Annotated in this window: 11 protein-coding genes; 1 reads left to right on the top strand and 10 read right to left on the bottom strand. The window is 70.9% G+C overall.

Annotated features, from left to right (window positions below):
• Nucleotides 1-16: 16 nt before the first annotated feature.
• From AB0B63_RS00350 to AB0B63_RS00365, 4 genes are all read right to left on the bottom strand, one after another.
• A complete protein-coding gene (locus AB0B63_RS00350) occupies nt 17-961 on the bottom strand; it encodes a hypothetical protein (RefSeq protein WP_357013230.1) in 945 nt (314 codons plus the stop codon).
• Between the two features lie 85 nt (nt 962-1046).
• The gene (locus AB0B63_RS00355; RefSeq protein WP_357013233.1) at nt 1047-2420 is read right to left on the bottom strand and encodes a glycoside hydrolase family 43 protein; all 1374 of its coding nucleotides are present in this window, start codon (nt 2418-2420) and stop codon (nt 1047-1049) included.
• A gap of 286 nt (nt 2421-2706) precedes the next feature.
• Nucleotides 2707-3141 carry a cold shock domain-containing protein gene (locus AB0B63_RS00360; protein WP_308291102.1) on the bottom strand — a complete coding sequence of 145 codons (435 nt, stop codon included), beginning with the start codon at nt 3139-3141 and terminating at the stop codon, nt 2707-2709.
• A gap of 270 nt (nt 3142-3411) precedes the next feature.
• Nucleotides 3412-3744: a helix-turn-helix domain-containing protein gene (locus AB0B63_RS00365; protein WP_307799255.1), complete on the bottom strand. Its 333-nt coding sequence runs from the start codon at nt 3742-3744 to the stop codon at nt 3412-3414.
• Between the two features lie 640 nt (nt 3745-4384).
• Between AB0B63_RS00365 and AB0B63_RS00370 the strand changes: the two genes are divergently transcribed.
• A complete protein-coding gene (locus AB0B63_RS00370) occupies nt 4385-5281 on the top strand; it encodes an NAD(P)-binding domain-containing protein (RefSeq protein ID WP_357013237.1) in 897 nt (298 codons plus the stop codon).
• 85 nt (nt 5282-5366) lie between these two features.
• On the opposite strand, the gene AB0B63_RS00375 is transcribed toward AB0B63_RS00370, so the two are convergent.
• The 6 genes from AB0B63_RS00375 to AB0B63_RS00400 all read right to left on the bottom strand — a co-directional run bounded on the left by AB0B63_RS00375 (nt 5367) and on the right by AB0B63_RS00400 (nt 12115).
• Nucleotides 5367-6446, bottom strand: coding sequence for a cellulose binding domain-containing protein (locus tag AB0B63_RS00375; RefSeq protein WP_357013240.1), 1080 nt, complete (start codon nt 6444-6446; stop codon nt 5367-5369).
• A 122-nt stretch (nt 6447-6568) separates the two neighbouring features.
• A complete protein-coding gene (locus tag AB0B63_RS00380) occupies nt 6569-7441 on the bottom strand; it encodes a sugar phosphate isomerase/epimerase family protein (RefSeq protein ID WP_357013243.1) in 873 nt (290 codons plus the stop codon).
• 5 nt (nt 7442-7446) lie between these two features.
• A complete protein-coding gene (locus AB0B63_RS00385; protein ID WP_357013246.1) occupies nt 7447-8634 on the bottom strand; it encodes an ABC transporter substrate-binding protein in 1188 nt (395 codons plus the stop codon).
• Between the two features lie 12 nt (nt 8635-8646).
• Complete coding sequence (locus tag AB0B63_RS00390; RefSeq protein ID WP_208567544.1) at nt 8647-9630, bottom strand: ABC transporter permease; 984 nt, start codon at nt 9628-9630, stop codon at nt 8647-8649.
• 2 nt (nt 9631-9632) lie between these two features.
• Complete coding sequence (locus tag AB0B63_RS00395) at nt 9633-10607, bottom strand: ABC transporter permease (protein ID WP_357013249.1); 975 nt, start codon at nt 10605-10607, stop codon at nt 9633-9635.
• A complete protein-coding gene (locus AB0B63_RS00400; RefSeq protein WP_357013252.1) occupies nt 10604-12115 on the bottom strand; it encodes a sugar ABC transporter ATP-binding protein in 1512 nt (503 codons plus the stop codon). Before AB0B63_RS00400 ends, AB0B63_RS00395 begins: the two co-directional genes overlap by 4 nt.
• Nucleotides 12116-12357 lie beyond the last annotated feature (242 nt).

Genomic DNA, 12357 nt, shown 5'->3' on the forward strand with positions numbered 1-12357 from the left:
GCCGGTGGGCCGTCGCTCAGCCCAGACTGATCACCGGTCGGGTCAGGGTCTCGTCGGCGTACCCGTCGTCGGAGGCGAGCCACCGGCCGAAGTCCCCGTCCCGGTAGGCCGTCGCGAGGGTGAGCCAGCCCAGGAAGAAGCCGCTGCCGCCGCAGGTGACGACACCGCCGTCACCGCCGCACACCACCGTCGGTTCGGTCGTCACCTCGTACCGGTAGGAGTCCTGACCGATCGCCAACCCCCACAGGTTCGGCGTGCGGTGCACCCCGGTCACCTGCTCGACCGGGTAGCCGTCGTCGGGGGTGTCGTCGCCCCAGCGGAACAGGGTGGTCGCGCCCGCGCCGCAGGCCCACTCCCACTCGTCCGGGCTGGTGGTCCGCAGCCCGAGGTCGGTGAGGGCGGCCATCGCCTCGTCGTGGTCGAACTCCTCGACCAGCACCGCGCGGGTCACCCGGCCGGTCGCGTCCAGCTCGACGGTCAGCCCGTCGGCGGAGCTCACCGTGCCCGCCCCGTCGCTCCGGCGGCCGAGGGACGCGACGAGTTCACCGACCCGGGGGTCGTCCGGCGGCACCGGCATCTCGCCGGGTTCGAACGCCTCCACCGCGACCAGCATCGCCGGCAGGTCGACGTCGCGCACGGGCGAGGTCATCGCGTCGAGGTGCTCGGTCAGCGGCGGCAGGCCGTACTCCTCGGCGCTGTCGGCGTAGCTGGCCTGCTGACCCGCGCTGGGGTGGAACCGGGCCGCGTCGTAGCCGAGCGTCGGCCGGCCGCCGGGCACCAGCGCGAACCGCAGCCCGCCCCGGTCGAACACCGCCGTGCGGTGCCGGCGTCCCGCGTAGGTGGTGTCCCGTAGGCCCACCACGGTCAGGTCGTGCCGTGCCGCGATCTCCCGGGCCAGTCGGCCGGCGGCCTCCTCGGACCGGTCGTTCCACTGGTCGACACGGAGCTCGGCGTACGACATCGGGCCAGGATAGGGCCGGACGCGCCGGCACCGGCGGGCGGGTTCGGCGTCCGCCGGTGTGCCGGGCGCCGGGTGCCGGGTGTGGTCAGTAGCCGATCCGGAAGGTGGCGTCCTGCCGGTCGGTGGCCGGTGAACTGCTGGTGAGCGGGTCGATGCGCAGCAGGTAGTCGTAGTGGCGCAGGTAGCGGTCGGGGAAGTTGTACGACCGGAACGACGTCCACGACGAGTCCGCGAGGCCGGCCGTGCGGTAGAACGTGGCGTCGCCCCGGAACGCACTGGTGCCGTCGTTGGCCGCCAACCGGATCGTGTAGTCGTAGTGGCGCAGGTACCGGTCGGGGTAGTTCACCGAGCGGAACGACACCCCGGCCGGGTCGGCAAGGCCCGGCACCAGGGTCCACAGCTGGTCCTGGTACGGCTCGAACGGGTACGGGTCGATGCGCGCGACGTTGTTGCCGTGCCGCAGGTAGCGGTCGGGGAAGTTGTACGACTTGATCCGGTTCCAGCTGGGCGGCCCCCAGGCGGCGGTGAGCGCGGTCAGCTCGGCCGAGGTCACCGGGGCGATCCCGGGGTGCTTGGAGTTCAGCGGCTGGGTGTACGCCCGGTCGTTGAGCAGGCTCCACGTGCCGCCGGCCACGTTGCTGGTCTGCCAGCAGAAGAACCGGCCGTTGGGGCTCCACGTGTCGCCCCACAGGTACCAGGTGTTCGCGGTGTGGGACTTGACGATCTGCGGGGCCTCGACGCCCCGACCGGGGCCGATGGCGGCGGTGTGGATGCTGAAGCTGCCCGGGTTGAGGGTGGTGGAGCGGGTGCCGAGCAGGGTGCTGTTGGTGTTGTTCTTGAAGTACATGTAGTTGACCCCGTTGACGCTGACGAAGCTGCCGTCGATGGCGTCGTAGCCGGGGTCGAAGAACGTCTGCGGGGCGGAAGCGGTCACGAAGTCGCTGGTGTAGTTCACCATCAGCACGTTGCGGCCGCCGGTGACGGCGGAGTAGACCACGGCGTACTGCCCGCGCCCGGCGTCCCAGTACGCCTCGGGCGCCCAGGCGTGGGTGGCCAGCGAGTGAACCTTGAGCAGCCGGTAGCCGGTGAAGGTGCGCAGGTCGGCCGAGTCCCAGACGTGCAGGTACTGGCTCTGGTAGTTCCAGTCGGTGCCGTTGAGGTCGGTGGCGAGCACCACGAAGCCGCCGTTCTGCTTACGCAGGACGAACGGGTCGCGCAGGCCCCGGCTGCCCAGCGTCGGGGTGGCGACGGGGCGGTTCTGGTTGAGCGGGGTCCAGTTCAGGCCGTCGCTGCTGACGGCGAGGTGCAGCCCGTAGTTGGCGGCGGTCATGCTCGGCGACTCGGTGAAGTACGCCATGACGTAACCGTCCCCGGGGGCGGCGGACGCGGTCGCGGGGCGCAGCAGGGTCGCCCCGGCCAGGGCGGCACTGGTGGCGGACAGCAGGGTGCGACGCTTCAACTGATCACCTCGGGTGGCGGGCGGCAGGGCGGCACTGACCCCCGTACGTTATCGCTAACATCGATGACGTCAAGTGTTAACACGAGCCGGACCAGCCTGCGCAGGGTGCCGCCCACCGGACCCACGGGGACAGGTTGCCGTCGGAGACACCGGCAGCCTCGACGGCGGAGAGCCCGTCGAGGCGGCACGGGTGCAGAGTCCGTGCGATCGATCCGTGGTCGAGGCTACGGCGGGGGCCGACCCCCGTCGCAGCCGTGGCGACGACGGGAACCGGCCGCCGGCGGAGTCAGTCCTCCAGCCACCCGTGCGAGCGGGCGAACTGGGTGAGGTGCTGCCGGATCTGGCTGATCTGGCCACCGGTGAGCGTCGGGACCTGCTCCACCAGGAGATCGGTGATGTCGGCGCGGAAGGCGGCGGCGGTCAGCACGTCGCACTCGTCGTCGTCGGCGCGGTCGGCCGGCACGCCCGTCGCGGCCGGCACGCTGCGCGCGACGGTCGCGCGCGGTGTCACCGGGCCCGGGTTGAGCAGCCGCGCGTAGAGCGCCTTGACCCCCCGGTTCCCCTCCACCGACTCGAACTCCACCCGCATGCCCGGGGCCACGTTCGGCCGCTGATCGCCGAAGTCGTTCGCGTGGACGAAGACATCCTCGCCACCGCCCTCCGGGCTGATGAAGCCGTACCCCTTCACGTCGTCGAAGCTGAGAATCGTTCCGACCGCCACCGCGACCACCACCCCAATAACAGGAACCACCAGAACAGGAAAAAACCACCGCATCGGATGCCACCGCAAGGGTACCGCCCCCGAAGCGACACCCATGGTAAGCGACGGGTGCCCGATCCGGGGGGCACCGAGCCGCCGGGACCCGGTCCACACCGAGCCGCCGCGTGCGGCCCGCCTGCCGCCGCGCGGGCGGTCGACGGGACGCGGTCATCCGGGATGACGGTGGGCGGTGGCGGTGGGCGGAGCCACCCGACGCATTCCGGCCCGGAATCAATTGTCGCCGGGCACGGGCACGGCCCGCTCCGGCAGGTGTTCCCGGCCCCATGCCCCCAGGGGCTTGAGCGCCTGATTCAGCGCCTGACCGCGATCGGTGAGTGAGTATTGCACCCGCAGCGGCAGGCCCGGGGAGGTCTCCCGGTGGACGATGCCGTCGGCTTCCAACTCGCGCAGATGCTGGAACAACACCTTTTCGCTCACTCCGATGAGCCTTCTCAGCTCACCGAACCGTCGGTGCCGGTCGCTGAGGGCCCACAGGATCACGACCTTCCACTTGCCACTGATCACCTCGATCGCGGCGTCGAGTCCGCAATGCGTCGGCCGCACCCTGACACTCAATTCGCCCACTCCCCGAACGGCCGGGACGCGTTCCCCGCGCGCCCCGGTGTGCCGCAGAGTCTAGCGCGCGAAGTCGCCCGGTCCCCCGTTTCGTGGGGCGCCCGGCACAGGTGATCCCGACTGCGGCGCGGGCACCCGTGGTGGCCGGGGCCAGGTGCACCAGGGCCCACGGCACCAACCGTCGGGCCGACGCACGGCACGGGTCCACCCCAGTTCCGGTCGCCGTCGGAATTGACTTCCGGTGATCTCGAAAGTTCGCCCGACGGGGGCACGGTGTGCGTCTGCTCCGGCGTCCCGGAATGCGGGCCGATTCCGGTCCCGCGCCTGGCGGCGACACGTGGTCGGCTGCCCTTTTCCGCGATCACGGAAAGGTCGGCACCACCCGACGGGCCCGGCGTCCGGAAACCCATTTCAGCCACCCCGGGCTGGGGGAACAGCCATCGTCCGCGGCCGGCTCCGCCGGGTGGGGTGATCGGCGACCGGTCACATACCTTGCAGTAAGTGGTTGAGGGCTCATCTGCCCGCGTCTAGGCTCACCACTGTCGGATCGGCGGCGGCACCTGCTTTCTGTGTGCCGGCACCTAATCCCTTTCCTGCCTTTTCCGGAACACAGAGGAGTGTGACACCGGTGTCCGGTGACAATGGCGTACGCGTGTCGGTCGTCGGCCTCGGAATGATGGGTTCGGCCCTGGCGGGCGCATATCTCAGGGCCGGCCACCCCACGACGGTGTGGAACCGCTCCGCCAGCCGGGCGGACCCGCTTGTCGAGCAGGGCGCGCGCCGCGCGGACACGATCGCCGACGCGGTCGCCGTGAGCGACCTCCTGGTGGTCTGCGTGGTCGACTACCGGGCCCTGTACGAGATCTTCGAACCGGTGCGGGAGGCACTCGACGGCAAGACCATCGTCAACCTCACCTCCGGGGTGCCGGAGGACGCCCGGGGGGCCGCGCGGTGGGCGCAGTCCCTGGGGGCGAGCTACCTCGACGGTTGCCTCCTGACGGTGCCGCCGGCCGTCGGGCTCCCCCAGACCCTGCTGTTCTACGGCGGCCCGGCGGAGGTCTTCGACACGTACGAGTCGACCCTGAAGGTCCTCGGCGGCAACAGCGTCCTCCTGGGCGCGGACCCGGGGGTCGCCAGTCTCTACGACCTGTCGCTGCTGGGCATCCTCTGGTCGTCGCTCGCCGGCGCGCTGCACGGCTTCGCGATGCTCACCGCCGAGGGCGTCCCCGCGGCGGCGCTGACGCCGTTCGTCGGGTCCTGGATCACCCACGTGGTGCTGCCCAGCATCACGGGTGCCGCCCGGCAGGTCGACGCGGGCCGGTACGCCACCGACATCTCCACGGTGGGCCTGAACGCCGCCGGTCTGGCCAAGTTGGTGGAGGCCAGCAGGGGCCAGGGAATCCGGCCGGACGTGATGGTCCCGATCCGGGACATGCTCCGGGAGCGGGCCGGCAGCGGGCACGGCGACGAGGCGCTGGCCAGCATGATCGAGGTCATCAGGAGGCCCCGGGGCACCGCGTCGTGATCCGCCCACCCGGCCTGCACCCGCCCGACCTCCGGTCCGTCGTACGCCCACCGTGGCGGGGGTACGACGGACCGGAGGTGACGGGCTAGCGGACGGTGAAGGTCAGCGGGTTCGAGATGCCGACACCACCGTGGGAGTCGTGGACCCGCACGGTGAAGGTCGACGACGTGCCGGCGGACAGGGGCACCTGGAACTGGTAGCGCTGCCCGCTGTTGGTGGGCGTCACGGCCAGCTTGGTCGTGCCGAGATACAACTCCACCCGACTGATGGTGTCCCCGGCGTCGGCGTCGGTGGCGTCGGCGACCAGGGTGACCGTCGTGGGTTCAAGGAAGTACGTCTGCCCACCGGGGGTGCTCAGCGCCACCGCCGGCGGGTGGTTGGTGCCGGAGGACGGGGGCGTGACCACCGTGACCAGCAGCGGCGGCGCACCACCGGACAGCGACTGGTCGGTGCCGGCCGAGACGTTGAGCAGGTAGGTCGTGCTGGTCCCGGGAGCGCCGGTCGGGGGCGTCCACTGTGCGTCGAACCGGTCGCCGGTCGTCCGCACACCCTGGGCCACCGTGACGCCGTTGACCCGGAACGACACCCCGGTGATGTAGTGGCCGCCGCCCACGGTCGCGGTCGCGGCCAGCGGGACGGGGCCCGGTGCGGTGTAGACCGCGCCGACGGTCGGACTGACCCAGTTGACGATCGCCGGGTAGTCGGCGACCGGCGGCGAGGTGGTCGGCCCGGCCGTCGTCCTGCTGGGCAGGACCCCGCCGGTGCAGGCGACGCCGTTGAGCGTGAACGACGCCGGCACGGGGTTGCTGAGGAACCAGGCACCGACGAAACCGATGTTCGCGGCGCCGTTGGTGCCGAGGGTCGCGTTCCAGCTGAGGTTGGTCGCGCTGACCTGCTGGCCGGACTGGGCCCAGGTGGCGCTCCAGCCCTGGGCGAACTGCTGGTCGACAGCGGGGAACGCGAACCGCAGCGTCCAGCCGTCGACCGGCTCGCCCAGGTTGGTGACCGCGACGTCGGCGTGGAAGCCGCCGGTCCACTGGCTGGTGACGACGTAGTCCACCCGGCAACCGGCGGCCGCGTTCGCCGCACTGGCGTGCGAGACCGCGGCCATCATCGCGACGATGGCAACAACGACGGCGGCCACAGCCGTCAGCGACTTACGCATGGCACCCCTCGCCTATAGATCGTTAATCATCGATAAGTATGACGACTGTCCTGCCGTTCGGTCCTGCTGTCAAGGCACTCCGGCAGTCCTGCCGCCGGCAGGACATCAGCGCATTCACCGCATCAGCCCGCAGCGACGCGAGGGCCGGCGACGACCCCCCGTAGGTAGCGCAGACCGTCCGTGGCGAGCCGGTCCTGCGACGGGGCCAACGGACGCCAGATCGCCGCGGCGGTGGCGATGGTCTCGTTCTCCGCCGTGAACGACTCGATGCAGACCGCACCCCGGTAACCGGTCTGCCCCAGCACCGCGAAGAAGCGCGGCCAGTCGAAGTGGTCCGCCCCGGGTGAGCCCCGGTGGGTGCCGCTGACCTGGACGTGCTTGATGTACGGTCCGGCGGCGGCGAGGGCCGCGTACGGATCGGACTCCTCGATGTTCATGTGATAGGTGTCGATCATGATGCCGACGCTCGACGGCAGTCCGTCGATCAGCTCGACCGTCTGCGCCACGGTGTTGACCACGCTGGTCTCGTAGCGGTTCAACGCCTCCACCCCGATGCTCACGCCACACGCACCGGCCTGCTCGGCCACCGGCGACAGGGCCCGCCGGAACTCCGCATAGCAGTCCGCCCGGGCCGCCGGTGACATCCGCCAGGTGCGCCCGACCGAGGCGTACACCGGACCACCGACACAGGGGGCGCCCACGGCCGCCGCAGCCGCCACGCACCCCCGCAGGTACGCGACGGTCGACGCCACGACCGCCGGGGACGCGTTCACCAGGTCCCGCCCCGGCGGGGTGACCGCACAGACGCCGGCCGCGACGAGGCCGTGCGCGGCCAACAGGTCCCGGGTCCGCACCGGGTCCCAGTCGCCGGGCTGCTCGATCGGCAACTCGACCGCGTCGAAGCCGAACCCGGCGATCCGGGGGATCAGCTCGGCGAGGGCGTCGTCGTCGACGGGCGACGCCCACACCCAGGGGTTGACGCCGATGGCGTACACCGGGCCTACTTCCAGCGCTGTGGGTAACCGGGCAGGTCGGTGCAGCCGCACATCGCGTAGTGCAGCGGCGGCATGTCCGTGTCGAGGTACCGGTCCAGGTTGTCCTGGGTGATGGTCGGCTGGGGCAGCTTCCACGGGCTGGGCACCTGCTGGCCGTCGAGGATCCGCAACGCCGCGATGATCGGGGTACGCCACTGGTAGGTCGGGTAGGTCGGCGCGATCGCGGTGAGGTTCTTGTCCTTCCACACCTTCAGGAAGTCGAGCTGGTCCTCGCCGTTGATCGGCGGCACCGGCTTGCCCGCGTCCTGGAACGCCTCGACCGCGGCGACGGCGACCGCACCCGCGTCCATCCAGACACCGTCGATGGTGCCGTACCGCTGGAGGTAGTCGTCGACGATCTTCTTGGTCTTGGCCGGGTCACCGTCGGTGAACTCCACCCCCACCACGTCGACCTTCGCCTTGTCGAACGCCACCTTCGCGGCCGACCAGCGGGTCTCCAGGACGTCGACCCCGGGCAGGATGCGCAGGGCGAGGACCTTGCCGCCGGGCTTCATCTTCTGGCTGACGAACTCGGCGCCGGCGTGACCGAAGCCGTACCCACCGATGGGGTTGATGAACGTCACCGGGCACTTCGTGTTGACCCCACGGTCGAAGACGATCACCGGCAGCCCGGCCTTGCAGGCCGCCTCGACCGCCGGGGTGAGCGTGGCGGTGGTGTTCGGCGAGACGATCAGCGCGTCACAGCCCTTGCCGAGCAGGTCGTTGATGTCGGCGATCTGCTTCTGGTCCTTGCCCTCGGCGTCGACGTGCACGAACTCCTTGATGCGGCTCTTCTGTGCCTCCACCTCGGCCTGCATCGTCTTGAACCCGACCTGCCGCCACGGGTTGTTCAGCGCGGCGTTCGAGAAGCAGATCTTGTGCGGACCGGCCTTCCTGAACGTCGCCGTGTCCACCATGGTCGGGTTGAGCATCTGCTCCCACGGCTTGTCCGCCGGCCCGGTCGGGGTCGCGCCGAGCAACGCCAACTCGGCGTCGTAGTCGGCCTGGACGAAGAACTTCGACTGCTCCCCGGTCCCCGACCCGGCGGCCGAGGAGGAGGAACCGCCCGACGGGCCCGCGCCCGGTTCGTCGGTGGCGCAGGCGGTGAGGGACAGCAGGGTGACGGCGGCCAGCGCCGCCATGCAACGTCGCACTATGGATTCCCCTTATCGTGACGAAGAACGGGTTGCCGAAACCGCCACGGCGAGCAGGATGATCGCGCCCTGGACGGTGGACCGGAGGGCGCCGGAGACGCCGTAGAAGTTCATCAGGGCGAACAGCAGTTCGAGGGTCAGCGCGCCGAGCATCGCGCCGACGACCGAACCGCGCCCCCCGCCCAGCGCGACGCCGCCGAGGACGACCGCGGTGATCGCCCCGAACTCCAGGCCCGCGCCGGCCTGGAACGACACCCCGCTGTAGCCACCCAGCAGGATCGCCGCCACGGCCGCCGCCAGCCCGCTGAGGATGAAGGCGACGGTCCGGGTACGCCAGACCCGTACCCCGCTCAGCTGCGCGGTGCGCGGATTGTCCCCGACGGCGACCAGGGTCCGACCGAAGTCCGACCGCATCAACGCCACCGCGAGCACCGCGACGACCACCAGGACCAGCAGCGCGTACGGCACCCGGCCGAGCAGCGGCACGTCCTCGATCGCCCGCCGGCCGAACCGCCGGAACTCCTCGGAGAGGCCACCCTTCGGTGCCCCGTCGGACCACAGGTAGACCGCGCCGACCAGGATCAGGAACATGCCCAGGGTGGTGATGAACGACGGCACCCGCAGGCGGGTCGTGATCAGGCCGTTGACCAGCCCGACCAGCGCGCCGAAGGCGAGCAGGAGCAGCACCACCGGCCAGGTCCGGGCCGGGTCGCTGTCGATCAGCCGGGCCGCGACCACCACCTGCGCGGTGACCAACGAGCCGACGGACAGGTCGAACTCGCCGGAGACGATCACGAAGTACTGCCCGGCGGCGAGCAGGATGACCGGCGCCGAACGGCCGAGGAAGGACATCAACGACGGCGGGTCGAGGAAACTGGGCTGCCGGATGCCGACGAGCACCAGCAGCACCGCGAGGATCGCCAGGATCGGCAGCACCCCGCCGGGGCGGAGCCGGACGCGGCGCAGGGGCAGCGGACGACGCTGGACGATCTGCATGGTCAGGACGCCGCCTTTCGCAGGGCCCGACGGGCGTAGACGGCGACCGCGGCGATGATGATGACGCCCCTGATCACCTGCTTGAAGAAGGCGTCCACCTCGAGCTGGTTGAAGATCGCATCGATGCTGGCCAGCAGCAGCACTCCCCCGACCGTGCCGACCACACCGCCGCGTCCACCGGCCAGCGCGGTCCCGCCGATCACCACCGCGGCGATCGACTCCAGGTCGTAGAGGCCCTCGGTGCCCACCCGGGGTGCACCCGAGCCGAGCCGGCTGGCCAGGTAGACCCCGGCGAGCCCGGCACACAACGAGCACAGCACGTGGGCGGCGACCAGGACCCGGTCGTTGCGGACGCCGGAGAGCCGGGCGACCTCCGGATCGCCGCCGACGGCGACCAGGTGGTGACCGAACCGGGTCCGGGACAGCACGAACCAGGCGGCCCCGGTCACGGCGAGCAACAACAGGAACGACAGCGGCACCGGGCCGACCCGCTGATAGCCGAGGGACTGCACGAGGCCGGGCGAGGTGGCGCCGGCCGGACCGTCATAGTTGCTGTCGAGATACCCCTTGAGCAGCAACCCGACGCCGAGCGTGGCGATGAACGCGTTGATCCGCAGCCTGGTCACCAGCAGCCCGTTGAACAACCCGACACCGGCGCTGACCGCGAGCGCCAGGCCCACCGCCGGCAACAGCGCCCCGTCGCTGCCGTTCATCGTCTCGGCCGCGACGAGGGTGCTCAGACTGATCACGTACGCCACGGAGAGGTCGAGCGACCCACCGAGAATGACGAGCGTCTGACCGACGGCGACGAACCCGAGACCGGCGGCCACGTGCAGCAGGCTGACCGTCGTGGACTGGTTGAACAGCTGACCGCCGTCGACCTGGACGACCAGCCAGCCGATCGCGAGGGTGAGGGTCAGGGCCACGAACACGCCCGGCACCCGACGCCGCACCGGCAACAGCGTCAGGACACTCACCGGTCGGTCTCCGTGATGTGGCCGACGGCCAGGGCCATGACGTCCTCCTCGGTGGCGTCGGCGGGCAGTTCGCCGGCGATCCGGCCGTCGCGCATGACGACGATCCGGTCGCTCATCCCCAGCAACTCGGGCAGGTCCGAGGAGATCATCAGGACGGCCGCGCCGTCGCGGGCGAGGCGGCGGACGAGGTCGTGGATGGCCGACTTGGCACCCACGTCGATGCCCCGGGTCGGCTCGTCGAAGAGCAGGACCTGCGGGTCGAGCGCGAGCCAGCGGGCCAGCACGACCTTCTGCTGGTTGCCCCCCGACAGGAAACGGATCTCCTGGTCGTCACCGGCGGCACGGACCTCGACGGTGGCGAGCAGTTCCCGCACGCGTCGGGTGCGGGCGGCACGACCGGAACGGGCCGCGCCGACGGCCCGGGTGGCGAGCAGCGCGTTGTCGAGCACCGACTGCCGGGGCACGATCCCCTCGCCCTTGCGGTCCTCGGTGACGTAGGCGATGCCGGCCCGCATCGCGCTACGGGGTGAGCGCAGCCGGACCGGCCGGCCGTCCAGGGTCACCTCGCCGGTGGTGAACGGGGTGACGCCGAAGAGCGCCCGGGCCAGCGCGGACCGTCCGGAGCCCTGTAGGCCGCCGACGCCGAGCACCTCGCCGGCCCGCAGCTGAAGGTCGACGGCGTGCAGTTTCCGGTTGCCCGCGTCCCGGACGGCCAGCCGTACCGGGCCGAGGTCGTCGGAGGTGGCCCGGTCGGGGTAGTAGCTGGACAGCTCCCGGCCGACCATGTGCCGGACCAGGTCGTCGGTGTCGGTGTCGGCGGTGTTCACGGTGGTGACCCGGCGGCCGTCCTTGAGTACGGTGATCCGCCCGGACAGGTCGAAGACCTCGGTGAGCCGGTGCGAGACGTAGAGCAGGCCGATGCCCCGCTGCTGGAGTCGGCGCACCAACCCGTAGAGCAGTTCCACCTCGTGGTCGGCCAGCGCCGCGGTGGGCTCGTCCATGATGAGCACCCGGGCGTCCAGGGCGAGCGCCTTGGCGATCTCGACGACCTGCTGCTGGGCGACACCGAGCCCGCCGACCGTGGCGTCGGGCGCGAGGGTGGTCTCGCCGATCGAGGCGAGCAGCTGGCCGGTGCGCTCGCGCATCGCCCGACGGTCCACCAGTCCCCGGCGTACCGGCTCGTGTCCCAGGTGGACGTTCTCCGCGACGGTACGGTCCGGGAGCAGGTTGAACTCCTGGTGGATGATGCCGATCCCGGCCCGCTGGGCGTCGCGCGGGCCACGGAAGACCTGCGGTGCGCCGTCCACCTCGACGGTGCCCCCGTCGGGGGCGTACCCGCCCGAGACGATCTTCATGAGGGTGGACTTCCCGGCACCGTTCTCGCCGACGACGGCGTGCACCTCACCGGGCGCGACGTCGAGGTCGACGCCGTCGAGGACGCGTACCCCGAGGAAGGACTTCCTGATGCCCCGCAGGGTGAGCAGCGACGCGGGTGGCGGATCTGGCATTCCGGGAACCCTCACAGAAAGTAGTCATCGACGTGGTCCGCGTCGCGCCGCCGGCCCGCGCGAAGGGCTGGTTGGGCCGGCTTTTGCCTGCTGCCGCAGGTGCTTACGTCTCGACGACGCAAACTTTCCTTGACATCGACGAAACATCACACGTATGAAGATAGATGTTTCGATGCGTGTCCACAATCCTCCTCCCGACGCAATTCCCAGGCCGATCCCTTCTACTCGGCACCGAAGCCGGG

The organism is Micromonospora sp. NPDC049081 (assembly GCF_040648835.1).
Lineage (GTDB): Bacteria > Actinomycetota > Actinomycetes > Mycobacteriales > Micromonosporaceae > Micromonospora > Micromonospora antibiotica.